Source organism: Nostoc sp. UHCC 0252, from assembly GCF_034931145.1.
In the GTDB taxonomy this organism is placed as follows: domain Bacteria; phylum Cyanobacteriota; class Cyanobacteriia; order Cyanobacteriales; family Nostocaceae; genus Nostoc.
Window position 1 is genome coordinate 1 of the sequence record NZ_JAYGHE010000055.1, and the last position, 24,184, is coordinate 24,184.

19 protein-coding genes and 1 tRNA gene are annotated in these 24,184 nt (G+C 41.4%); 9 read left to right on the top strand and 11 right to left on the bottom strand.

The window, feature by feature from the left end; genetic code table 11:
• Positions 1-446 precede the first annotated feature (446 nt).
• The 5 genes from VB732_RS25055 to glcD all read right to left on the bottom strand — a co-directional run bounded on the left by VB732_RS25055 (position 447) and on the right by glcD (position 6,878).
• Positions 447-518: transfer RNA gene (locus tag VB732_RS25055), tRNA-Lys, on the bottom strand.
• A 60-nt stretch (positions 519-578) separates the two neighbouring features.
• Positions 579-2,819: a GAF domain-containing protein gene (locus VB732_RS25060; protein ID WP_323233601.1), complete on the bottom strand. Its 2,241-nt coding sequence runs from the start codon at positions 2,817-2,819 to the stop codon at positions 579-581.
• A gap of 362 nt (positions 2,820-3,181) precedes the next feature.
• Positions 3,182-3,745 (bottom strand): hypothetical protein, encoded by a 564-nt coding sequence (locus VB732_RS25065; protein WP_323233602.1) that lies wholly within the window; start codon positions 3,743-3,745, stop codon positions 3,182-3,184.
• Positions 3,746-3,790: 45 nt separating this feature from the next.
• Complete coding sequence (locus VB732_RS25070; protein ID WP_323233603.1) at positions 3,791-5,026, bottom strand: glycoside hydrolase family 10 protein; 1,236 nt, start codon at positions 5,024-5,026, stop codon at positions 3,791-3,793.
• A gap of 379 nt (positions 5,027-5,405) precedes the next feature.
• Entirely contained in the window at positions 5,406-6,878 is a 1,473-nt protein-coding gene (glcD, locus tag VB732_RS25075; RefSeq protein ID WP_323233604.1) for a glycolate oxidase subunit GlcD, read from the bottom strand.
• A gap of 281 nt (positions 6,879-7,159) precedes the next feature.
• Here glcD and VB732_RS25080 point away from each other — a divergent pair, with 281 nt between their 5' ends.
• The 3 genes from VB732_RS25080 (at position 7,160) to VB732_RS25090 (ending at position 9,021) form a co-directional block, all read left to right on the top strand.
• The gene (locus VB732_RS25080; protein WP_323233605.1) at positions 7,160-7,483 is read left to right on the top strand and encodes a competence protein CoiA family protein; all 324 of its coding nucleotides are present in this window, start codon (positions 7,160-7,162) and stop codon (positions 7,481-7,483) included.
• A 12-nt stretch (positions 7,484-7,495) separates the two neighbouring features.
• Positions 7,496-8,131: a hypothetical protein gene (locus VB732_RS25085; RefSeq protein ID WP_323233606.1), complete on the top strand. Its 636-nt coding sequence runs from the start codon at positions 7,496-7,498 to the stop codon at positions 8,129-8,131.
• 185 nt (positions 8,132-8,316) lie between these two features.
• Complete coding sequence (locus VB732_RS25090; protein WP_323233607.1) at positions 8,317-9,021, top strand: Uma2 family endonuclease; 705 nt, start codon at positions 8,317-8,319, stop codon at positions 9,019-9,021.
• 56 nt (positions 9,022-9,077) lie between these two features.
• Here the strand turns inward: VB732_RS25090 and miaA are convergent, their stop codons facing one another.
• Entirely contained in the window at positions 9,078-9,980 is a 903-nt protein-coding gene (gene miaA, locus VB732_RS25095; protein WP_323233608.1) for a tRNA (adenosine(37)-N6)-dimethylallyltransferase MiaA, read from the bottom strand.
• A 204-nt stretch (positions 9,981-10,184) separates the two neighbouring features.
• Here miaA and gyrB point away from each other — a divergent pair, with 204 nt between their 5' ends.
• Positions 10,185-12,122: a DNA topoisomerase (ATP-hydrolyzing) subunit B gene (gene gyrB, locus VB732_RS25100; RefSeq protein WP_323233609.1), complete on the top strand. Its 1,938-nt coding sequence runs from the start codon at positions 10,185-10,187 to the stop codon at positions 12,120-12,122.
• 1,766 nt (positions 12,123-13,888) lie between these two features.
• Positions 13,889-15,058, top strand: coding sequence for an RNA polymerase sigma factor RpoD (gene rpoD / locus VB732_RS25105; RefSeq protein WP_094346204.1), 1,170 nt, complete (start codon positions 13,889-13,891; stop codon positions 15,056-15,058).
• Between the two features lie 140 nt (positions 15,059-15,198).
• On the opposite strand, the gene VB732_RS25110 is transcribed toward rpoD, so the two are convergent.
• The 4 genes from VB732_RS25110 to gyrA all read right to left on the bottom strand — a co-directional run bounded on the left by VB732_RS25110 (position 15,199) and on the right by gyrA (position 18,649).
• Entirely contained in the window at positions 15,199-15,384 is a 186-nt protein-coding gene (locus VB732_RS25110) for a chlorophyll a/b-binding protein (RefSeq protein WP_012412586.1), read from the bottom strand.
• Between the two features lie 313 nt (positions 15,385-15,697).
• The gene (locus VB732_RS25115; RefSeq protein WP_323233644.1) at positions 15,698-15,844 is read right to left on the bottom strand and encodes a hypothetical protein; all 147 of its coding nucleotides are present in this window, start codon (positions 15,842-15,844) and stop codon (positions 15,698-15,700) included.
• A gap of 9 nt (positions 15,845-15,853) precedes the next feature.
• Complete coding sequence (locus VB732_RS25120) at positions 15,854-16,156, bottom strand: hypothetical protein (RefSeq protein ID WP_323233610.1); 303 nt, start codon at positions 16,154-16,156, stop codon at positions 15,854-15,856.
• Between the two features lie 9 nt (positions 16,157-16,165).
• Positions 16,166-18,649 (bottom strand): DNA gyrase subunit A, encoded by a 2,484-nt coding sequence (gene gyrA / locus VB732_RS25125; protein ID WP_323233611.1) that lies wholly within the window; start codon positions 18,647-18,649, stop codon positions 16,166-16,168.
• Between the two features lie 326 nt (positions 18,650-18,975).
• On the opposite strand from gyrA, the gene VB732_RS25130 reads away from it, so the two are divergent.
• On the top strand, positions 18,976-19,380 hold the full coding sequence (locus VB732_RS25130; protein ID WP_323233612.1) for a response regulator: 405 nt from the start codon (positions 18,976-18,978) through the stop codon (positions 19,378-19,380).
• A 249-nt stretch (positions 19,381-19,629) separates the two neighbouring features.
• Here the strand turns inward: VB732_RS25130 and VB732_RS25135 are convergent, their stop codons facing one another.
• Positions 19,630-20,517: a tetratricopeptide repeat protein gene (locus VB732_RS25135; RefSeq protein ID WP_323233613.1), complete on the bottom strand. Its 888-nt coding sequence runs from the start codon at positions 20,515-20,517 to the stop codon at positions 19,630-19,632.
• A gap of 244 nt (positions 20,518-20,761) precedes the next feature.
• Here VB732_RS25135 and VB732_RS25140 point away from each other — a divergent pair, with 244 nt between their 5' ends.
• The 3 genes from VB732_RS25140 (at position 20,762) to VB732_RS25150 (ending at position 24,096) form a co-directional block, all read left to right on the top strand.
• Positions 20,762-21,400 (top strand): TetR/AcrR family transcriptional regulator, encoded by a 639-nt coding sequence (locus VB732_RS25140; RefSeq protein WP_323233614.1) that lies wholly within the window; start codon positions 20,762-20,764, stop codon positions 21,398-21,400.
• A 332-nt stretch (positions 21,401-21,732) separates the two neighbouring features.
• Positions 21,733-22,266: a hypothetical protein gene (locus VB732_RS25145; protein WP_323233615.1), complete on the top strand. Its 534-nt coding sequence runs from the start codon at positions 21,733-21,735 to the stop codon at positions 22,264-22,266.
• Between the two features lie 240 nt (positions 22,267-22,506).
• Positions 22,507-24,096, top strand: a complete 1,590-nt coding sequence (locus tag VB732_RS25150; protein WP_323233616.1) for an efflux RND transporter periplasmic adaptor subunit — start codon at positions 22,507-22,509, stop codon at positions 24,094-24,096.
• The last annotated feature ends 88 nt before the right edge of the window (positions 24,097-24,184 follow it).

The window sequence follows — 24,184 nt, forward strand, 5'->3', positions numbered from 1 at the left end:
TAATATCAGGTTCGGTTAAATACTTATAACATCTGTAGGTTGGGTTGAGGAACGAAACCCAACGCTTGATCCTTGTTCATGTTGGGTTTCACTGCCGTTCAACCCAACCTACATTGAGAAGTTTTATTATAAGTAATCACCCGAACTTGATATTAAGTTGTGGTAACAAAAACATAAGCGTTTTGAACAAAACAACTTGTGTTGTTAACGAACAGATAAGCGTTCTGAACGAAACAAGTTGTGTTATTAACGATCGCATAAGTTTTCGTTACAATGGATAAGCTGTGGTAACGACAACAATTTTGTTTTTAACCTTCACTTCTGTGTTGGTCACAAAGAGAGAAGCTGTTGTTATCACGATAACTTTATTTGTAACGTCGCTGCTGCAAAATTGGTCAAATTCTTGTGAAGAGGATTTTTGTCAAGCTTTGAAAATACTTTAAAGGTGGGTGACGAGGGAATCGAACCCGCAACCAATAGATTAAGAGTCTACTGCTCTACCGTTGAGCTAGTCACCCACACGAATAACTATCATAGCAGACTTCTGACAATTTAGATAGTGCCGCACCAAAAACGAATTAAAGAGGGAATTTAATCGTAAAGTTGGTTTGACCGGCTCCACTCTCTACATAAAGTGAACCACCTAAATGTCTGACCATTTTCTGCACTAACGCTAATTCCAGTCCAGTGCCGCTATGTTTCCAAGGATCATGTTTGGAAAGGTGATAGAAAGGCTCAAAGATTTGTGACAGTTCGCTGCTGGTAAGCTCTAGGCCAGAATTGCTAATATTAAGTTCTATTGCATTCCCTCTTTGGTAAGCAGAGACTGTGACAGACTCACCTGCTGGGGTATATTTGCAGACATGGTTAAGTAGTTCGGTGATAATCCTCTCCATATCTGTGATATCTGTCTCTAAAAGTGGGAGTTCATGATCGATACTCACGTTTAACTCTTGTCGCTGACAGTTGGTAAGGTCTCGAAAAGATTCGACAATGGGGTGAAGCCAGCTTTGTAAGTCAATGGCAATCAAAGTTGGGGGTTCGGGTTCGGCTTCGAGATATGTGAGTGTGAGTAAATCGTTAATTAACTTGTTTTCTCTGGCACACTCGTTATGCAGAATCTGCAAGAGTTGTGGAACTATTTCTATCTCTAATATTTCGGCTGGTGTAAGGACACTTTCGAGGGTTTGGACTGCAAGGCTGATGCTAGTTATGGGTGTTCGCAGTTCTTGGGAGAGGTTTCTGAGAAATTGGTTTTTGAGGCGATCGCAATTTTCTAATTCTTTAACTTGTGTCTGAGTTTGTTGGTATTGAGCTTGGCGAATTGCGATCGCGCATTCATTGGCAACCTGCTGCACTAACTCAATTTCAAATTCATCAAATGCCTCTTGTGATGGTCTTGTTAACCAAAGATTTCCTAAAATTCCTTGAGTATCGAAAATGGGACAAGCCATCTGGGACATAACCAACAACTGTGGCCATCCAGGGTCAATTTCCAAAAATTGCAAAGGTTGTTTTTGCAGCAAGGGCTGATAAACTTCCAGACGGTCTGCAATGCGTCTAGTCAATCCTTGACACTGAGGTAGGTTAATGTTGTATTCGTAGGCAATCGTTACCAGGGTTTGACAGCTACTGTAGAGTTCAATTTGACAACGATCAAGGTTGAGTAACTCTGTTAATTCCTGAGTTACTATCTGCAACACCTGAGTTTCATCCAGACTATCGCGGACTTGTTCTGTCATCCGTCGCACCAAGGCTTCAAATCGTACCTTCTGCAACTGATTTTTGTGCTTGTGTTTTTGCAACTCCGACTTGGCTTGGAGATCCTTCAGATGCTGACGAAGTTCTGCTTGTTGCACAGCAATGCCAATTTGAGTTGCTAGCTGTTTGAGTAAATCTGTTTCTGTTTGCTGCCATTGACGAGATTCTTGGCAATGCTGGGCAATCAATAGTCCCCACATATCTTGCTCTTTGAAAATTGGCACAACTACATTGGCTCTGATCTGCAAAGATGCTAGAAACTCTATATGGCAAGGATGTAAGCCAGCTGCATAGATATCTTCAACAACTTGAATGCAACCTCGCCCATAGTGTTCTGGATGTTTGCCATTGAAGCAGGGATCGGTGATGTTTTTTCCCAAGAGTGAATCGCTTGCAGCCACGCTTGATTCGGCAATAATTACCCCACTGCTGTCAGCCTCGAAGCGATAAATTAGAATGCGATCGCAATTTAAGAACTGTCGCAGTTCAATTGTTGTCTGATGGAGAATTGTCTCTAATTCTACAGATTGGTGAATTCGTCCGGCGATCGCTTCTAGCAATCGTTCCCTTTCAACCTGGAGTCCCACTGCTTCTTGGGCTTGCTTCACAGGAGTAATATTGCTACTAGTACCAACCAGTCGATAAATTCGGGAGTTAGCATCCCTTAGCGGCGTGAGAGTCGTACTCCACCAAGTCGGAACCCCCTGAAATTGCAAACATTGTTCGTAGGAAATCGTTTTCCCAAATAGCACACAATCTGCGTAATGCTGACGCACCCTAGCAGCATCGATGGGAGAAAGAATATCCTCTGGTTTTTTGCCCCGAAGCTCGTCTGAGCGAATGCCTATCCACCGCTCATGAGTAGGATTAAGTGCCACATACTGAAAATCTCCATCTTCTAAAACATCTATTACAAATATTGATGCTTGCACAGAATCGTACATGCTCAGTAGAAACTGCTCACTACTACTTTTCTCATCTACTTCTGTGCCGAAAATAATTTCAGGGGGCGATAATTTTGTCAACTCCATAGTTGATTCTGGTGGATTTATATTCATGCGAGAGTCCCTTTCTGGTATAGACTGACTCTTCTAGGCGCTCTCTTATCTTTACGCTTGTAGTAGATGCACTTCAGCGCCTATAGCAAAGTATTGTCAGCTGTTGCTCATGGAAATTTTGATCTTTCTTTACTTCTTGTCAGAAATCTAGGAAAGCTAATAGGAGTCAGCTTAACAAATCCTGCTTTTTGAAGGCGAAAATACATTTGCAGGTTAAGGCAAACTTTCTGAATCTTATTTTTTGATAGCTTTTTCAGAATTCTCGCATATACCTAAGTACAATCATCAGTATATATTAAATAAGTTTATTATTCTTAATAATTTGTTTAATGTTCCCGCAAAACAAGCAGGGGAGTGGAAACTTACGATCGCAATTTATGAGCATTCATTCCCGTAAGGATACCAACCAGCAGCCAAGTCATAGCTAATCCCATAACTTCGCCTAAGAATAACTGCGTTAAGTGGTGCGAAATCATCCCCACAGCAGAACCTACAGGGACAGCAACAGCCCAACTTGCTGAGGAGACAAATATCCATCGCCACGCCGTCGCCTGAGGAATTGCCAGCCATTGCGCTAACCCGATCCCCAAGCCGCCAAATGCCCCATAAATTGCTCCTGACAAGATTCTCACGGGAAGGATTTGAGTGCTAGGTACTATCCAGCCTACCGCACCAATACCGATCGCGGTGATGATACACCAACCCAAAAGACTTGACAAAATCCACCTGATACAGAAGACAGGTTCTTTGAGAAGACAACCTTGAGGAAGTGCGATCGCAATTGAGCCGATAGCTGCCTCTACTAGCCCAATATCCGGCTTTTCGCCAACTTCAACAAAGAGTAAACTCAATAAAAAACCGCCACAAGTAGCGACAGTCCACAGTAATGTAAAGCTAAATCTAGTATTTTCCGGCGCGAATGACATTAAGGGTACTGGGGAATTGGGAATTGGGAATGACAAATGACAAAATCAAAGTTTTTTTGGTTTTAATAGTCTGACAGTTCTAGCATTAAACATCTCAAAAAAAGCTTTGCGTCGCTGTTGGGGCGATTCCGGTACAATGTAACCCCAGAGACTCTCCCAGTAGAAAAAGGAGATGCCATCAAAATTGCGATCGCGCACTACCTGAACTTGTTCTCTAATTTGTGCCATTTTCACAGGATTACGCGCTGTTCCCGTTGATATACCAATGCCTACAGGAATTAGACTTTGAACCAATTTTATCGATGGAAGTTCTAGTTGAGCCACAAAAGAGCTTTTGTCATTTCGATATACTTGTAAAATTAACTCATCAACTAAACCTTTTTTTACCCAATTTTCCCAATCTTGCAAATAATATTTGTAGGCAAAAGCTTGATAGTTGGGAGATAGAGATATTTTGGCTTTGGGTTTAACAGCCTTGACAGCTTGATAGATTTCTGCCATAAAATCAGTAATTTTGTCTGCTCGCCAACGCATCCATTCTGAGTCAGAAGGGTTGACAGGGGGGCTTTTGCCTTGATGCTCTTGCTGGTAGAGTTCAATAGTGAAGCGATCGTAACCAAACTGTACAGGCATTCCAAAATGGTCATCAAATTGAATGCCATCCACATCGTAATTTCTGACTACTTCTAAAATTAACCCTTGAATAAACTCTTGCACTTGTGGATGTAAGGGATTTAACCAAGCCAGCTTATTTACTAAACTATTATCAATTTCTTCTGGTGGCACATCTGAAATAGATACACTTTCTTGTCCAATCGTCAACCAGTCGGGATAACGCCTTGCTAATTGTGAATAATGCGGTGTCATAAACCCATATTCAAACCAAGGAATGACTCTCAAATCTTTATTTTTAGCGAGCGTCACTATCTTTGTTAAAACATCTTGTCCACCGTGCATAAACTTAAGAAAAGGTTGAGAATCCGAGCCTGTAGTCATCTGAGCTACAGCACTTTTATAAAAAGTATGTCCTCGGTTCCAAACTACAGGATAAATAGTATTAAAATTGAGAGATGATAATTGGTTAATAGCACGGTTAATCCCCCAGGGGACAAATAGCACACCACTAGCAACATTAGTGATCCAAACGCCGCGAATTTCTGTAGTTAAAGGACTGATTTTTTGGGAATAAACCGGGAGTGAAGAGATTGAAGAGACTGTTAAAATAACTGCTAATCCCAAACACAGTAAGTAATAAATATAACGGCGAACAACCCGATTCATTTGTAAGCGTGACCTAGTGCGATCGGAATATATATAACTACAAAATAAAGTTATAATCTTCCGGGTTATATAAACAAATGACGATTTTACGTCAGCATATAAATTAATAAATGTGCCCTAACGGACAATTTTCGCTATTTTTAATTCCATGAAATACAATTCAGTTAAGCATTTCTTTCTTCTCTCGGTGTCCTCTGCGCCTCTGCGGTTCGTTAAAGAAATTGAATTTAAAAAAGGAATTTAGCCTTAACTGAACCGTCTTGAACTACAATCTGGGTGTTTTCCCATTAAGTTCACACCTTCAATTATCGTTCCCAATCTCTGATTAGGAACGATAAAAAACTCTTAATTCATGTATAGACGCGATTCATCGCATCTCCTAAAACCTTTCCACTCCTTCAAACTGCTTCACAGCCGATGCATTTGCTGCTTCACCACAAGTCCGTGGTGTGGGGAATATCTTTTCAGGATTTGCTAACCCTTTAGGATTAAAAACTTGCCGTACCCATTGCATAGTTTCTAAATCAACTTGGCTAAACATCTGTGGCATATAACACCTTTTCTCTGCGCCGATGCCATGTTCACCAGAAATACTGCCACCAACTTGGACACAAAGTTTGAGAATTTTTCCACCCATTTCTTCTACTTGTTCCAATGCTCCAGGCACAGAATTATCATAAAGAATTAGCGGATGAAGATTGCCGTCGCCAGCATGAAATACATTAGCAACAGGATAACCGTATTGTTCACTTAATGTCTTAATTTCGTGCAGAACATAAGGCAACTGAGTTCGAGGAATTACCCCATCTTGTACATAATAATCTGGGCTTAAATGTCCAGCAGCAGCAAAAGCGGCTTTGCGTCCTTTCCATAATTTCAATCTGGTTTCTGGGTCAGTAGCAGAAGTAACATTTCGTGCCCCATTCTTTTTACAAATTTCAATAACTCGCTGTTTATTTCCTGCAACTTCCACTTCTAAACCGTCAATTTCTATTAGTAAAATGGCAGTAGCATCGCGGGGATAACAATTAGTTGCAACAACATCTTCAACAGCATTGATGCTAAAATTATCCATCATTTCCATCCCACCGGGAATAATTCCAGCGCTGATGATGTCAGAAACAGTTGCTCCCGCAGCTTCAATACTCGTAAAATCTGCCAAAAGTACACAAATTGATTCTGCACTTTTAAGAATTCGCAAAGTAATTTCTGTAGCAATTCCCAAAGTACCTTCAGAACCAACAAATACACCTGTTAAATCATAACCGGGCATTTCTGGAATTTGTCCGCCTAAATCGACAATTTCCCCTTCTGGCGTGACAATTTTTAATCCTAAAACGTGGTTAGTAGTGACACCATATTTCAGACAATGTACGCCACCAGAATTTTCGGCAATATTCCCGCCAATAGAGCAAATAATTTGACTGGATGGGTCAGGAGCGTAGTAAAATCCAGCACCACTTACTGCTTGTGTTACCCAACTATTAATCACCCCTGGTTGAACAACTGTGCGTTGATTTTCCAAATCAATGCTGAGGATTTGCCGCATTAACGAAGTAACAATCAAAACAGAGTCTTCTACTGGTAAAGCGCCGCCAGATAGACCAGTACCAGAACCGCGTGCGATGAAGGGGATAGAGTATTGATTGCATATCTTTACAATTTGGGCAACTTGTTCTGTAGTTCTAGGTAACGCCACCACAGCCGGACGTTGGCGATAACCAGTTAAACCATCGCATTCATAGGTAATGAGTTCTTCGCGGCGTTGTACTACGCCATTTTTGCCAAGGACAGCCTCGAATGCTTTGAGAATGGGTTTCCAGTTGCGTTGTTTTTTATCTTGGGTAAGCATAGATTTTTAAAGTTCAAGGTAGATGTTTACAGATTGTTTAAAATTGCAATTACTTCTTCTGCTTAATGGCTTGAATATAGGCTTGGGGGATGCTAACGGCTGTGTGTGTCATAGCGAATTGCAGGCTTTATTGCATGGATACAAATCATTGTTGCAAGATTTAGGGTTACTTGATTAATTGTAAACACACTTTAGAAAATAGGCCATTTCACTACAAACCATATCAGGCGATCGTACTAGTTATACTAAAGCAGTAAAACACATTGTCTACTGAATAAATTATGTTAATTGCGATTACTGAAAACTATATTCGTTCAAAAGTCGAAAAAAAAGGACAACTAGGGAAATGCCCTAAGTGTGGAAATGAAGTAATTGCGAAATGTGGCTCAGTGAAAATGTGGCATTGGGCACATAAGGCTAAATATGATTGTGCCTGGTACTCTGCCGAGTCAGAATGGCATAGAGAGTGGAAATCCCTATTTCCCCCTAGTCAAATAGAAGTTTATATAAATCAAAATCGTGCTGACGCTATTGATTCTACAGGGCGTGTTTGGGAATTTCAAAACTCTTACCTTAAGGGTGAAGAAATTAAAGAGAGAGAGTAAACTTATAACAATTTGTTATGGATTTGGCATCTAAAAGGTCAGCAAAAGCTAATTACCTTTGATCAATATGAGTTAAATACTTATTACGAAGTCCAGTGGTATAAAATTCGTGACTCTAGGCGATATGATGAAGGTTCAAAGAAATTTGATTCTTATCGAGAAGCAGATAATTTTTGTGAAACAATGAAACATTACGGATGGAAAGTAAATATTCACACAGGACAGTTTATTGATTTTAGAGATTCAAAGAAACATGGGGCTAAAGAAGTTTATTATGAATATAAACAACCAAGATGGAAAAGAGTAACATGGCATCAAAAAAAAAATCATGCTTTTTCTGATAATCCTCAACCACCTGTATGGTTTCCAGAGTCAGTAGAAGGATTAGCTTGTCGATTTTGGTGGCAAAACAGTCGTTCAATGCAACAATGCAAAAAGCCAATGATTTTAGATTTAGGTAATAACGTATTTTTTGCCGTTTCCAAGATATATAAAAATAATATTTCAACATTTACTGATCCTGAATATGGAGTTCGTGTTCAGGAAGATGCTTCGTTTGCTGAAGGTTTGCTATTTGAAACTCCAAAAAATCAACTAATTCGTTATTTTGAAAATCCATTTGAGCCAAAACAATTATCTTTACTATGAATCCAAAAATTATTTTTTTAGATATGAGCTTATTAGGTAATATAAATATTACTTATTAGATATAATTTATATTAAACTTTATCTAAGTTAAGCAAACTTTCAATTAAAATAGACAAAGCTATTTTGCCTCTATTAGCTTAAATCAACTCATTTATAAATAACACTCTCAAATATTATATAAAGTGATGGTTCAGCAAGTTCTAATCAATGATGATGATTACTATGTGCCAGATGCCAACCAGCTAATCACTGAAAATGATACTTTAGATAATTTTGCTACTTCCAAACAGAAACGCCTTTTAATTGGCTCTCTTTACAGTTCTCTACAGCAGCAGATTTTTTTAGCAGCCGCTAATGTCGGTATTTACCATACAGACGAACAGCCTGCAATTGTGCCTGATGTCTTTCTCAGCTTAGATGTCCAAGTACCTGAAAATTGGTGGGAGAAACAAAATCGTTGCTATATGGTTTGGCGTTTTGGCAAACCTCCCGAAGTTGTCCTCGAAATTGTCTCTAATAAAGAAGGTGATGAACTGGGCAAAAAACTGAAAATTTATGAACACATGCGGGCTAGTTACTACATCGTATATGACCCAAATCAGCAATTAGCAGAAAAAATCCTGCATGTTTATGAACTTAGAGGAACACGCTACTTTGAGACTTCAGAAACTTGGTTAGAACAAGTTGGTTTAGGTATAACTTTATGGGAAGGTAAATTTGAAGATAGACAGGATACTTGGTTACGCTGGTGCTACCAAGATGGTAATATTTTGTTAACTGGAGATGAACGCGCAGAACAGCAACGACAACGGGCCGAACAAGGTGAACAACGCACCCAAATTTTAGCAGAACGGCTACGAGCTATGGGCATCGATCCCGAAACTCTCTAGGACACTCATGTAAAAACGCGAAAATCTTTGCGTCTTTACATGAGCAACAAATCTCACTAATTAGCGCAATTTGTAAACTCATTTATCCGATGCCAAACCTTATCAAATAAATCAAGATCATCGGCATCAAACCATTCAATTTGCGGATATGCACGAAACCAAGTGCGTTGCCGCTTGGCAAATTGCCGCGTATGCAAAACTGTTAATTCTTTCGCTTCATTTAAGGAAATATCCCCAGCCAAATATTGCTTGATTTCTTGATAGCCCAAAGTATTCAACAAAGACAAATCAGCGCCATATTTTTGACAAAGATACTCCACCTCAGCAACTAAACCATTTGCTATCATTTGCTCAGTACGCTGTTTAATCCGATTCTCCAACTTTTCAACGTTGCAATCCAAACCTATTTGCAAAATTGGATAATTCGGCGGATTCTCCCCTTGCTGTTCGGAAATGGGATATCCAGTAACATAGTATACCTCTACTGCTCTTAGAGTTCGTACTGAATCATTAGCATGAATCTTTTGTGCTGCAACGGGGTCAACTTGTTGTAACATGGCGTAGAGTTGTGGTTGACCAAGAGATTCAAGTTGCGATCGCAATTCAATTTGCGGTGCGACTCTCGGAATTTTCATTCCTTGAACGATGGAACGGATATATAAGCCTGTACCACCAACTAGCAAAAGTGGCGTAACACTAACACCAGCAATTAAGGCTTGTGTTTGTTCCTGGTAGTCTGCTACTGTCATCGTGTCTGTGGGAGCGCAGATATCTATTAAATAGTGCGGCACTAATTTTTGTTCAGCCACAGTTGGTTTTGCCGTCCCAATATCAAACTCACGGTAAACTTGACGAGAATCGGCACTAAGAATTACAGAACCTAACCGCATCGCCAAAGCCAAAGCCAAACTCGATTTACCCGTTGCCGTCGCCCCACAAATCACAATTAATTTAGTCATTAGTCATTAGTCGTTGGTCATTAGTTTTCTTTCCTTGCTCCCCTGCCCACCTTTGCCCCTATTAAAAGGTAGTGCAACCCTAGTATAAACTTCTCTTGAAAATGCCCTACAGACGCTAACAAGGCTTTTGTGTTACAATTTTGGAGTGTTTTTGCTTTTATTTATTTTTAGGCGAGTTTAACCCCACGCATCAGGAGAGTTTACATGACGAGCAGTTACAGTGCCGATCAGATTCAAGTTCTGGAAGGTCTGGAAGCCGTCCGCAAACGACCAGGAATGTACATCGGTACCACTGGGCCGCGAGGACTCCACCATTTAGTTTACGAGGTGGTGGACAATTCAATCGATGAGGCTTTGGCGGGTCATTGCACTCATATAGAAGTGGATATCAACGCTGATGGCTCTGTGACTGTAACAGATGATGGTCGCGGTATTCCTGTCGATACTCACTCGCGCACCGGGAAATCAGCTTTAGAAACCGTGATGACGGTACTACACGCTGGTGGTAAGTTTGGCGGCGGTGGCTACAAGGTTTCTGGAGGATTGCACGGGGTTGGTATTTCTGTTGTTAATGCCCTATCTGAAGTTGTAGAAGTTACAGTTTGGCGAGATAAAAAGGTTCATCTCCAACGCTATGAACGCGGCATCCCAGTTACTGAACTGCAAACCAAAGCTTACAAGGAAGCGAGAACTGGAACTTCTGTCACTTTCAAGCCAGATACCCAAATCTTTACAACTAGCATTGAGTTTGATTACATCACTTTATCAGGTCGCCTACGGGAATTGGCGTATCTCAATGCAGGTGTCAAAATTACCTTTACTGACAACCGTTTAGAACTACTAAAAAGCGATACACCAAAGGTAGAATCCTACGATTACAAGGGTGGGATTAAAGAATATATCGCCTACATGAACCGCGAGAAGCAGCCACTGCATGAAGAAATTATCTATGTGCAGGGCGAACGCAACAATGTACAAGTAGAAGTTTCCTTGCAATGGTGTACTGATGCTTACACGGATAATGTGCTAGGTTTTGCTAACAATATTCGCACGGTAGATGGTGGTACGCACTTAGAAGGGTTGAAGGCAGTTCTGACTCGGACATTAAATGCGATCGCTCGCAAGCGCAATAAAATTAAAGAGAATGAACCTAACCTCAGTGGCGAACACGTCCGCGAAGGTTTGACTGCGGTAATTTCTGTTAAAGTCCCAGATCCAGAATTTGAAGGACAAACCAAAACCAAACTCGGTAATACCGAAGTCCGGGGGATTGTCGATTCTTTGGTGGGAGAAGTCCTCACCGAGTATCTAGAATTTCATCCGGCGATCGCAGATTCAATTTTAGATAAAGCTATCCAAGCTTTCAAAGCCGCAGAAGCAGCACGTCATGCACGCGAATTAGTTCGACGCAAATCGGTACTAGAATCTTCGCCATTACCTGGTAAATTGGCAGATTGTAGTTCTCGTGACCCTAGCGAATCTGAGATATTCATCGTGGAAGGGGACTCAGCAGGCGGGAGTGCCAAACAAGGACGCGATCGCCGCACTCAAGCTATCTTGCCTCTACGTGGTAAAATTCTCAACATTGAAAAAACCGATGACGCTAAAATTTATAAAAATAACGAAGTTCAATCGTTAATTACAGCCCTCGGTTTAGGTGTCAAAGGTGATGAATTCGATTCCAACCAACTGCGCTATCACCGCATAGTCATTATGACGGATGCTGACGTAGATGGAGCGCACATTCGGACTTTGTTGTTAACATTCTTCTATCGATATCAACGGGCGCTGATCGAACAAGGCTTTATTTATATTGCTTGTCCCCCACTATTTAAAGTAGAACGGGGACGTAATCATGAGTATTGCTATAGCGATCGCGAAAAAAATCAAGCGATCGCCAAATTCCCCGCTAACGCCAACTACACCATCCAACGCTTCAAAGGTTTGGGTGAAATGATGCCACAACAACTCTGGGACACCACAATGAACCCAGAAACCCGCAAAATGAAGCAAGTCGAAATTGAGGATGCTGCCGAAGCCGATCGCATCTTTACAATTTTAATGGGCGATCGCGTCGCACCCAGACGAGAATTTATCGAAACTTATGGTTCTAAACTCAACTTTACCGATTTAGATATCTAATATCAATTCTCTAACACTACTTCAATAATTTGTGACACTGGTAATGAGTGATACATTTTCACCCATTACCTTTTTTATACCCAAAATTGCTCTGAGAAAGAATTTAGAAACCAGAATGGGATCTTGGGGGCTTTTTCTGATCTTTACCCCTTTTTCAAGGGGGTCGCCGCAGGCAGGGGATATTATTGAGAACGGGCTACCCCCATGCTAACAAAGGCAAAGCCGGAGACTCTTTGCCTCTGGTCAGAATCAAGCCACTCTCTACGAGACGCTAACAACCAATTAAAAGAATTTAAGATTTTTACCACACAAGTGTTAAATCAGCACTATATAAATACAAAAATTCTAAATTTATTATTTATCTGTCACTCTTACATAAATTTTAAGTTAGTAACACTACATATAATTTGCATATTGTCAATATTTTGCAAAAATTCAATATTCTAATGTTCACCAAACTACCAACTTTATTGGGAAGTTGGTTAATATAATACTCTTTGCTATAAACTAACTAATCAATTTTGTCTACCAACTATAAATACATTTGTTATCCTTTAAGAAAATAACTGAATACTATCTATCAAACAGCAATTAATAAGTATTTTGAGAATTTCTCATCATCAAAGGACAAGAACTTACTGAAATAAAAGTATTTAAATTTACAATTTGTTTACGCAATCAAACATTGTAACTGAAATCATCAGGTAATGTTCTAAGTTCTTGATGTTCGGGGTAATGGCTACTGGAAGCACACACCATTTGGCTGAAAACTTGTTAATATCTTCATGTACTGCCGTAGCGATCGCTATTGTATCGTATGTATCTAATAAAGTTTTGCCTGAAATAGGACTATACTGGCAAGTTCACAAGACAAATTGTTTTTGAATTGATTAAAATATCCTTGTATACAATAAGAAGAGTTTGTCAAGTTTCATAGGGCTGAAATCGCCACAGTGCGCTAACGTGTGAATAAGGCCAAATTAGTTAAACCTAAATTGATCAACTATCAGGTCGATTCTGCCACAGCCTCAACTCCTCAGTTAAGGTAATTGTAAGCAGAAGGTTAATTAACTAAAGGCAAACACCACCACCCTGGTTGTATTTACCCAATCGAAAGACTAGCTTTCATCTCAGGAATGCGTAATTTATGAAGGAAATGTAAAAATGGGTAGATTAATACTTGTCGTCTGAGTTAACATATAATGCACTCTTCCTAAGTAATTAATGTTGTGTAAAATACATGAAATCGGGCAGAAGCAAGCGTACTTACTTTGTAATGTAATAAGAGCGTCACTGCAACTCCGAAAAGTAGAGAAAAATTTCAGGGTATAACTCCCGTTTTTAATGTCTTTTTGGTAATAGTGGCTAAAAATTGCTGAAAGAATTCATGATTAATACACAAAAAGAGTGCAATTTCTGTGAAACAGGCTACAATCGGAAGAGTCTTTATAAGAAAATCTGCCAGCAGTCTGAACTCATTAGTATAGAGTGGCAAATTTTTTGAAAAAGACGAGTATTTTTTTTGAACAGTTAGTTGAAAGCAATATGTGATAGCAACACATATAACATTTGCTAAGGTGAACAAATCACTTTTAGACATGGCTTAAACTAAAGTAAAAAAACCTCCAGTTGGAGGTACAAAATGTCCGAAAATATTTCTGGCAAATCTGCCAAAAAACTTATTTTCGGTTGACAATTGGCTCGTTTAAAAGAGCAGTAAACACATCTTGAGTAATTGATTCTGCAAGGAGCATGAGGAACGCGGCATGAACCAGGCTAACAACGTACTCGAAAGCATATATCAGCCTGACCTAGAAATAATGAATCAGCCTGAGCTCGAGTTAGAAGAACTCTTAATAGATGATGAAGAGGACTTGCTTATCATCGATGAAGGTGACGATGAATTTTTAGAGCCTCAGACTGATGAGGACGACGCAAAGTCTGGAAAAGCCGCTAAATCGCGTCGTCGGACACAAAGCAAGAAAAAGCATTACACAGAAGATTCGATTCGGCTTTACTTGCAAGAAATTGGTAGAATTCGGCTGTTGCGGGCAGACGAAGAAATCGAATTGGCGCGGAAAATCGCCGATTTACTCGAATTAGAGAGAGTGCGGGAAAGACTCTCAGAGCAGTTGGATCGCGATCCTCGAGATAGTGAATGGGCAGAAGCTGTACAACTGCCTTTACCAGCTTTTCGCTATCGCCTGCATGTTGGTCGTAGAGCGAAAGATAAGATGGTGCAATCTAACCTCCGTCTTGTGGTTTCAATTGCCAAGAAGTACATGAATCGTGGTTTGTCGTTCCAAGACTTAATTCAGGAAGGCAGTCTCGGTTTGATTCGTGCCGCCGAAAAGTTTGACCACGAAAAAGGCTATAAGTTCTCCACTTATGCTACATGGTGGATTCGTCAAGCAATTACCCGCGCGATCGCAGACCAATCTCGCACAATTCGTCTTCCAGTTCACCTTTACGAAACCATCTCTCGGATTAAGAAAACTACTAAGTTACTGTCTCAAGAAATGGGTCGCAAACCCACCGAGGAAGAAATCGCCACTCGGATGGAAATGACCATTGAAAAGTTGCGGTTTATTGCTAAATCCGCCCAGTTGCCCATTTCACTAGAAACGCCTATTGGTAAAGAAGAAGATTCTCGGTTGGGCGATTTTATTGAATCCGATGGTGAAACACCAGAAGACCAAGTTTCCAAAAATCTTTTGCGCGAAGACCTAGAAAAAGTCCTCGACAGTCTTAGCCCCCGTGAACGTGATGTTCTTAGACTGCGTTATGGCTTGGATGATGGTCGGATGAAAACCCTTGAGGAAATTGGACAAATTTTCAACGTTACCCGCGAACGGATTCGTCAAATCGAGGCGAAGGCACTTCGCAAGTTACGCCACCCAAATCGTAACAGCGTTCTCAAGGAATATATTCGGTAGTCAATTAGTTATTAGTCATTGGTCATTAGTAAATTAACAAATGACAAATGACCACTGACAAATGACAAACAAATAAAAAACCTGGCAGTGAATTAGCACTCCAGGTTTTTTTATTTATAGGTCATCTTGAATATTAAAACTTACAGGATGCCCCAAAAATGTAGGAAGCCTTGACCAGAAAAAAGTTCAACCAAAACAGCTGCTGAAAAACCAATCATTGCCAAGCGACCGTTCCAAATTTCTGCTTGTGGGGTAAAGCCCCAGCGCCAAGCATTGCGATCTTCAATTACTGGAGTAGTTACTTTTGTTGTACTTGCATTTGTCATGGTTTTGACTCCAAGATTAATTCTTAAGCTTTATTGCCTTATGTAAACTAATATAACAAATATTTTTAGAAAAACAACATATTTTATAGTTTTGTTGCCATAGCTTGACATAATTAGGGATAGCTAATTGTACAGATTAAAACATCAGCCTTTAGTGAGATTTGCCGAGGCATAAAAAATGTCGTCTAGGTTTTTAGCCTTATCGACAATATTATTTTATTAGAAATAATTATCGATAAATTTAGACACACTGCTTGATATTCAAAGATTTGGTTATTTTAAATGAAATAATTATTAATAATTTAAATTAGTACTAGAGAATTTCCATTTCTTTTGAAGTCGAGACAAAACTAAGCTGCTCGTAGATATGTTTACCATCCTCAGTAGCCTGAAGCCAGAGGCGTTTTGCCTCCGTTGCTCTCATAAAGCTGATAATTTCCTTTAATAATGCTGTTGCAATTCCCTGTCCTCACCACATGGGAATTGTATAAACGTTCATAACGTAGGCTTCTAAGCCTGAGAGATTGCCGTTGTAAGGGGGCCGTTGAAAAAATACCAAACCGCTAGCGGCAACAATTTGACAATCTACTTCAGCTACCCAAGCTAAAAACTCACCCGACGGCATTTTTTCGCCAAGATATTTTCGAGTTGCTTCTACTAAGTTTGCGGTGTCAGAGTCACCTTTAATATCGCCAGCCTCCCGCAGGAGTTGGAGACGCAGTTGGATTAGCGCCTCTAAATCCTGCAAGTTGGCTTGTCGTAAGTTGAACATCAGTCTGATTTACGATCGCACTTCCGCAACAGTGATAATTTTTTCATCGCGGTTGAGTTGAAGAATGCTTTCACCTTTGACATCCCTACCTAAAATCGGCACTGTTTCCACAGGTATTCTCACAACCCGTTCTTTATTCGTCACTAAAGCTATCTCGCCAGATGCGATTGCTATGACCATACCAGCTAAGTTATCAGTTTTACTGGCAAATTTCAGCGCTTGCGTCCCCAAATCGCCGCGATTAGCTGCTCTTAACTGACTCGCAGCCATGCGCTTGGCATATCCTTCTTGAGTAACTAGCAACAATTGATCATCTTTACCGACAGTGACACAGCCAACCATTTGCTGATTTCTCAATAGTCGAAACGCTTGTAAACCCATTGCTGTGCGCCCCATGACTGGTAATTGTTCATCATTGGCTGCAAAGCGCAACACTCGCCCACCAGAACTAGCTAAAATCAGATGCGCCCCTGGATTGGTGAATTGGATAAATGACAATTCATCATCGTCTTTGAGCTTCAAAATTGTGATTCCGCGCCGCGTCAAGTTTGTGAATTCTTCCAGAGACAGACGCTTAATTCTTCCCTGTTTTGTTAAGAGAATCATCTGCTGAGTTTCGAGATTTTCCGGCAGCAAAAAGCGGCTGACTACAGCTTCTTGAGCGCCTTGAGCAGTATTACTGAGCATCGTAATCAAAGGTTTTCCCCGTGGAGAACGCCCAGTAGTTGGGGGAATTTCTCCCACATTCACAGGGTAGACTTTGCCGCCACTGGTTAGGATTAGCAAATCTTTTTGGGTGTCAGTCAATACGGTTTGGATAATGAAGTCATTATCGTGCAAACCATTTTCAGCTTTTGACTTTCTCCCAGATGGTTGGGTACGGCGGACATAACCCCGTTGGGTAAATTCTAAAATCGCTTCTTCTGCCGGTTCAGAAAATTTAAGTTCCTCTTCCTCTGCCCTAGACTTCTGCTCTTCTGCCCTAGACTTCTGTTCTTCTCCAATTTTTGTCCGCCGGGGATCGTTGTATTTGCGCTTGAGCGATCGCAAATCTTTTTTCAGCACCTTGAGTAATTCGCGGCGATCGTTGAGTAATTGTTCCAACAATCTAATTTGTTCGCTGATCTGCTCAAATTCTTGCTGCAAATTTTGCTGTTCTAAACTGGTGAGGCGACGCAACGGCATAGCCAGAATTGCATCTCCTTGTACCTCACTCAAATCTAGTCGGCTACAAAGGTTTATTTTTGCCGTACTTCCATCGGGAGCTTGCCGCAAAATTTCAATTACCCGATCCAAATTAGATAGGGCTTTGAGTAAACCTTCCAGCAAATGCACACGACTTTGGGCTTTCCCCAACTCGTAATTGTAACGACGGTTTAGCGTCTCTTCTCGGAAACTCAAAAACTCTTGCAAAAGTTGACGCAAACTTAACTGGCGGGGTTGTCCATCTACTATTGCTAGGAGAATTGCCCCAAAAGTCATTTGCAAAGCAGTTTGATGATACAAATGCTGGAGAACTTCTTGGGGATTGGTATCGCGTTTGAGTTCAATTACTACTCGCATCCCTTCGCGATCGCTCTCATCCCGGAGATCAGAAATTCCTTGCAAGCGTCCTTGATTCACTAAGTCTGCTACTTTCTCAATCCAGGCTGCCTTATTCACTTGGTAAGGTAATTCTGTAATGATAATTGCCGTCCGCCGCTTGCTTCCCCTACTGGCTGGAATTTCTTCTAGAGTTGCAACTCCTCGCAGCAGAATTCCACCTTTACCTGTGGTGTATGCTTCTCGAATTCCCGTCTCACCAATTATTTCTCCACCAGTAGGAAAATCTGGCCCTGGAATTAACTCGAATAATTTTTCATCTGGCAAATCTGGGTTGTCGATTAAGGCAATTAACCCATCAACAACTTCCCCTAAGTTGTGCGGTGGAACATTCGTTGCCATTCCCACCGCAATCCCAGAACAGCCATTGAGCAACAGAAATGGTAATTGAGCAGGTAGCACCGTTGGTTCTTGCTGGGAATTATCAAAGTTCCCAACAAATTCCACAGTTTCTTCACCAATTTCTGTCAGCATTCCCTCGTGGCTGATGGGTGCTAGGCGCGTTTCTGTGTAACGCATCGCTGCTGGCGGGTCATTATCGACGCTGCCGAAGTTACCGTGTCCAGCTAGTAAAGGATAGCGGCTAGAAAAATCCTGCACTAGCCTTACTAAAGCATCGTAAACTGATTGGTCGCCGTGGGGATGGTATTTACCCAACACATCACCCACTACACGGGCACATTTTCGATAGGGTCTATCTGGTACTAAACCGAGTTCGTGCATTGCATACAAAATGCGGCGATGTACTGGTTTTAAGCCATCACGCACATCTGGTAGCGCTCGCCCGACAATCACGCTCATGGCATATTCTAGATAAGACCGTTGCATCTCTGTGTGCAGGGCTGTTGGAATTACCTGTCCCGTTGAGAGAAGGTTTAACTGTTTTGCCATGAGTTTTTTCCCTGAAATTTAACTACACAAAAGCTGGCGGAACTCAATATTGCAGCAACCACAGCATAACGGATGAAATGGGATTCCTAACAAAATATTGATAGTCATAGAGGAAAAAGCAGTAGTATCATCCTTGATGACAAGGGTGTACATCCACTATTAAAAAAGAAACAGATAGCAAGTAGCTGTTTTAATCGAATGATAATCTGCTACCCATTTAATTTGTATAGACTTCATAGCCAGGATACTTGCCATGACTGCATTTTCTCATTTTTAATTTTGAATTGCCTAATCTCCCTACCTCTACCTCTATAAGTAAAATTCTCATGAAAACTGTTTTAATTGTCGAAGACGATCTAATTAATGCTCGTGTTTTTTCCAAGATTTTGTCCAAGCGTGGCGGCTTGGGAGTAAAACATACTGAAAATGTAGAAGAAGTAATAAAAATTGCCCAATCAGGCGAAGCCGACCTGATTTTGATGGATGTTTCTTTGTCTAGAAGTGTTTATCAAGGTAAATCTGTTGATGGAATCAAGATTACACAGATGTTAAAATCCGATCCAAAAACAGCAAACTTACCTGTTATTTTGGTGACGGCACATGCTATGGAAGGCGATCGCGAAAATTTTCTCAAGCAAAGCGGCGCTGATGGCTACATTTCTAAACCAGTTGTTGACCATCAACAGTTTGTTGACCAAATAATTGCACTTCTACCCACAGACGACCAGTGAAAATTGACTAGTTATTTCAGGAATACTCGCCCGCAAAGGTTTTTGGGCGATTAGTTCCTGTATTTAGTCAGTTTAGTATAGATGTACTACGAAAAGGTACTGTTAGGCAAGTAGGAAGTGGGAATTGGGAATTGGGAATTAGGAATTGGGAATTGGGAATGGCTCAAGAATCAATAAATAGTTCTTTTTCCCCTACTTTACCTGCCCCCTGCCCCCTGCCCCCTGCCCCCTGCCCCCTGCTCCCCACTCTTATTGAGCAGGCTGCCGTTCAGGGGCTGATGATGAGTTTTCTGGTCGCTGTAGGGCTGCTTGAATACGGGGTAATTCTAAGAATTTTTTCGTATCAGACAGGAGGCGATCGCCCCAAAGATTCTCTTTGAGAAAATCCAAACTAGCATAGCGCTGATCGATACGGAGTGCGGCTTCTCCGAAGGTTAGTCCTTGTTGGCGATCGCCTTTAGTATACAGTGCCACCGCCAAAGCCAATAAAGGTTCTGCGGCTTGTTTATCAAGGGTTACAGCAGATTGCCATCGCTTAATCGCTTCGGCGATATTACCCTGTTCGTAGTTGATTAAGCCAATATTGTTGATCGCTGGCCAGAATTTTTTATCTTGAGAGACGGCTTTATCGTACTGGGCGATCGCATCTGGCAATTTACCCAACAGATAATAAGCATTACCCAAATTAAACAACCCTTCTGGATCATTGGGTTTTAACTTCAAACCGTCTTGGTAATTGACAACAGCTGCTTGGTAATTTTTCTGCTGAAAATTAGCTGAACCTATAGCAAACAAAACATCACCATTTTTAGGGTTGATAGATTGCGCTTTTTTCAGACTAGCGATCGCCCCGTCAAACTCTTTAGTTTGTAGTTGCAATCCACCTAAGAGCAACCACACCTTATCATTCTTAGGAGCGAGTTGACTAGCCAGCCGCGCTCGTGGCAAAGCTAATTCTACCTGTTGAAACTGGGCTAGTTGAGCCGCTTCTTGCGCCAGACTCAACCCCTGCTTCTCTAGCTTTGCTCCATCAAGTTGCAGTGTATGGGGTATTAATGCCTGCGCGTCAGCGGCTTTTGGTATACTCCACAAACTACAGACCATTAGAAAAGAAATTAAACGAATATGTTTAGGCACATTACCGCCTTTAAGCCACTAATCAAAGAATCTTTCAGCTAGCTTAAACGATCTGCGCTCTTGACGGCAGTAAAATCTTGCAAAGAAAGGCAGGGAGTAGGGGGCAGGGAGCAGAGAGCAGGGGGAGAAGTATTAGCAGAAGCTTTTGTTGGCTGAAAAGCTTGGGTTCATCTTGACTCATTCAATAGTTCTTGACATACGTATCGCAAAGGTAATATATTAATAAGTAAGTTATTACTTATTTATGGCTCGCATACCCAGAATTACCAATCAGCAAATCTTAGAAGCGGCTCGTCAAGTTTTCTTACAACAAGGATTTGGTGCTTCAACCTTAGAAATTGCTCAACAGGCTGGGATTTCTGAAGCTTCAATTTTCAAGCGATTCTCAACGAAAGAAAAATTATTTTTTGCGGCGATGGGAATTCCAGAAAAACCCCTGTGGGTTAATGAGTTGGAATCTTTGAGCGGTAAAGGCGATCTCAAAGAAAACCTAATCAAAATTTGCCTTCAGATTATGGAATTTTATAACGAGGTGCTGCCTCAGATCGTGATGTTGCGATCGCGGGGCAATGCATTTCCAGAACTTGGAGGTAAAGAACCAGGCCCCATACGAGATTTCCAAGCACTGACCGCTTTCCTAGAGGATGAAATAAACCAAAATCGGCTTCGCCCTTGCGATCCCAAAACAGTGGCTCATATTTTATTAGGATCGCTAATGAACTATGTTTTTTTGGAGCAGATTTCCTCTCAAGTCAGTAGAGAAACGGCCACTTTACCAATAGGAACTTGCTTAAATTCTGAAGCCCATGCCACAGAAGTATCAGCATTTGTCCAAGGTTTTGTGGATATTGTCTGGCAAGGAATTGCACCAATCCAAGATTAAATTCAAAAAGATTGGACACTGGCAATGAGCGACTTGTGCCAAGCGAATTCGAAGTCAGAGGTTGATGCAGCCCAAAAATAGAAGTATTAATTATTCTCCCTCATCTTGCAATTAAAAACTGATGACTTTGGTCATATATCAGCCTGGAATTACTAGTGACTTTCGTCATACATTGATTTGGACTTTTTGATCAATAATTATTATGTATGAATTTATACGATGAGGTAAATATTAAACACCTTGATGGATACCAAAACAAAAGTAGCTGTCTAAAATTGCTGAATCCAAACTTCAGCAGAATATAACTTTAATCTCAATAAGGAGTTGATTCCATGTTGAAACCAAACCGTGTATCGATAGTGCTAGCTGCTGCTGCCTTGATCGTTGTTCCCACTCTTTTGAGTGCGCCTGCAAGTGCCCAAACGGAAGTCTACGTTATTGGCGATCGCAATCAAAATTGGGATCGTGACGGCAGATCCTATCGTAGAGACAGGGATAATTGGAACCGCAACGATAGATCCTATCGTGGAGAAGTCAGGAATCCTAGAGATCGGGATAATTGGAACCGCGACGATAGATCCTATCGTGGAGAAATCCGAAACCGTAGAGATCGAGATAATTGGAACCGTGGCAACCAACCTTATAGCAGAGTAATCAGACTAGGTAATGGTGATATCAGATATCCCAATGGGCGGATTATTCCTGCTAGATCCATAGTTAGACTGCGTAATCAAGGTTACTTCAGACTTCCCAACGGGGATATTCTTCTTCCCAATCAGGAAATTGTTCCTGCTGGAAGATTAGTCAGAGTGCGTGATGATTATTTTAGACTTCCTAGTGGGCTGGTACTGCAAATAAACCTTTAAAACACGTAAGAATTCAGCACCCAGAAGTCAGGAGTCAGAATTTATCCAGAATCTAGAATGATTGGTATATTTATTCATCAAATGCTCTCCTGATTCTTTAACTATTCTGAATTCTGAATTCTGACTCCTGAATTCTTACTAAAACACTAAAAACTCAAAAATTGCCAGTATAAGGCTGCCAGGCTATAGTTTTAGCCGTGGATAACCAGCTTGGTAGCCGTTCTTTTTAGATGAAGGTATATGAAAATTGATACACAAAAGACCGTAGATTCGTCAGATTCATCAATTTCGATTCCAGAGGTAAAGAAAAAAAAAGGCAGACGTAACTGGCTTTCTTGGCTAATTGCTCTTTGTCTTTTGGGTGGAATTGGCTATGCAATTTATTATCAAGTAGCTGTTGTTTCCCGACAAGAAGCTGGTCGTCGGTTGCTGACAAGACCTGTACAAAGGCAGAGCTTAACAATCACAGTTTCAGCGAACGGAACAGTGAAACCTGAGCGGTCAATCAACCTCAGCCCGAAAAATTCCGGCATCTTGAAAACACTGCTGGCGAAAGAAGGAGATATCGTTAAACAGGGACAGATTGTTGCTTACATGGATGATTCCAACCTGCGGGGGCAACTCACCTCTGCTCAAGGACAATTGGCACAATCCGAGGCAAATTTGCAAAAAGCGATCGCAGGTAATCGTCCTCAAGATATTGCTCAAGCCCAGGGATCGGTAGACGAAGCTGTGGCAAATCTGCAAAAGGTACAAGCAGGGAATCGCTCTCAAGATATTGCCCAAGCACAGGCACGCTTGCAAAGCGCTCAAGCCACCCTCCGCCAAGCAGAAGATGATTTTCTTCGCAATCAACAGCTTTACAATGCAGGCGGTATATCCCTTCAGACTCTTAACCAAAACCGCGCTACTCGTGACAGCGCCCAAGCTAGTGTAAATGAAGCACAACAAGCACTAGGGTTGCAAAAAGCTGGGTCACGTCCAGAAGACATCGAGCAAGCAAGAGCCGTAGTGAAGCAGAGACAGCAAGCTTTGGCACTTGCAAAAGCCGGAAGCCGCCAAGAAGATATTGACGCAGCCCGCGCCCAGGTAACATCTGCTCGTGGTTCGCTGCAAAACATCCAAGCCGAAATCAATGACACAATTATTCGCGCCCCCTTTGATGGGGTAGTGACAAAGAAATTTGCCGATCCCGGTGCTTTCGTGACACCTACAACTGCCAGTAGTGAAGTAGCTTCTTCTTCTTCTTCTTCAATCTTGTCTCTAGCTTCAACAAATGAAGTTGTCGCAAGTTTAGCTGAAACAAATATTTCCAAAATCAGCCTTGGTCAAAAAGTCTCGATTCAAGCAGATGCCTACCCAGGAAGAACCTTTGAAGGTAAAGTCAGCCAAATCGCTGCCCAAGCAATAGTAGAGCAAAATGTCACCAGTTTTGAAGTGAGAGTATCACTTTCAGACCCCCAAAGGTTACTGCGGTCTGGGATGAATGTGGAAGCAGATTTTCAAGTCGGTCAAGTTGAAAATGTTTTAGTAGTGCCAACCGCCTCGGTAGTGCGCCAACAAAATGCCACAGGTGTATATGTGCCTGGAGCAGATAACAAACCTGTGTTTACTCGCATTGAAACCGGCGTTACCGCGAATAACTTTACTGAAGTTAAGTCTGGATTGACAGGAAACGAGAGAGTATTACTCAGTTTCCCACCAGGATCGCGTCCGCAATCAACACCACGAGGAGGAGTTTTCCCTGGTATGGGTGGTGGTGGCGGAGGAAGAGGAGGCGGTGGCGGCGGAGGTCGTTCAGGCGGTGGTTCTGCTGGTGGTTCCCCTTAAAGTGAGTTTTTAAATCAATAGGGTTTAGTTAAAAAGAGGCAAGAGAGCAAGGGGATGGAACAGAAAGGCAAGTAAAAAGGCTCAACTG

Excerpts from the sequence above, each read along its gene's own strand:
- VB732_RS25060 (WP_323233601.1), bottom strand. The coding sequence starts at position 2,819 with ATGAATATAAATCCACCAGAATCAACTATGGAGTTGACAAAATTATCG.
- VB732_RS25065 (WP_323233602.1), bottom strand. The coding sequence starts at position 3,745 with ATGTCATTCGCGCCGGAAAATACTAGATTTAGCTTTACATTACTGTGG.
- VB732_RS25070 (WP_323233603.1), bottom strand. The coding sequence starts at position 5,026 with ATGAATCGGGTTGTTCGCCGTTATATTTATTACTTACTGTGTTTGGGA.
- glcD (WP_323233604.1), bottom strand. The coding sequence starts at position 6,878 with ATGCTTACCCAAGATAAAAAACAACGCAACTGGAAACCCATTCTCAAA.
- VB732_RS25080 (WP_323233605.1), top strand. The coding sequence starts at position 7,160 with ATGTTAATTGCGATTACTGAAAACTATATTCGTTCAAAAGTCGAAAAA.
- VB732_RS25090 (WP_323233607.1), top strand. The coding sequence starts at position 8,317 with ATGGTTCAGCAAGTTCTAATCAATGATGATGATTACTATGTGCCAGAT.
- miaA (WP_323233608.1), bottom strand. The coding sequence starts at position 9,980 with ATGACTAAATTAATTGTGATTTGTGGGGCGACGGCAACGGGTAAATCG.
- gyrB (WP_323233609.1), top strand. The coding sequence starts at position 10,185 with ATGACGAGCAGTTACAGTGCCGATCAGATTCAAGTTCTGGAAGGTCTG.
- rpoD (WP_094346204.1), top strand. The coding sequence starts at position 13,889 with ATGAACCAGGCTAACAACGTACTCGAAAGCATATATCAGCCTGACCTA.
- VB732_RS25110 (WP_012412586.1), bottom strand. The coding sequence starts at position 15,384 with ATGACAAATGCAAGTACAACAAAAGTAACTACTCCAGTAATTGAAGAT.
- VB732_RS25120 (WP_323233610.1), bottom strand. The coding sequence starts at position 16,156 with ATGTTCAACTTACGACAAGCCAACTTGCAGGATTTAGAGGCGCTAATC.
- gyrA (WP_323233611.1), bottom strand. The coding sequence starts at position 18,649 with ATGGCAAAACAGTTAAACCTTCTCTCAACGGGACAGGTAATTCCAACA.
- VB732_RS25130 (WP_323233612.1), top strand. The coding sequence starts at position 18,976 with ATGAAAACTGTTTTAATTGTCGAAGACGATCTAATTAATGCTCGTGTT.
- VB732_RS25140 (WP_323233614.1), top strand. The coding sequence starts at position 20,762 with ATGGCTCGCATACCCAGAATTACCAATCAGCAAATCTTAGAAGCGGCT.
- VB732_RS25145 (WP_323233615.1), top strand. The coding sequence starts at position 21,733 with ATGTTGAAACCAAACCGTGTATCGATAGTGCTAGCTGCTGCTGCCTTG.
- VB732_RS25150 (WP_323233616.1), top strand. The coding sequence starts at position 22,507 with ATGAAAATTGATACACAAAAGACCGTAGATTCGTCAGATTCATCAATT.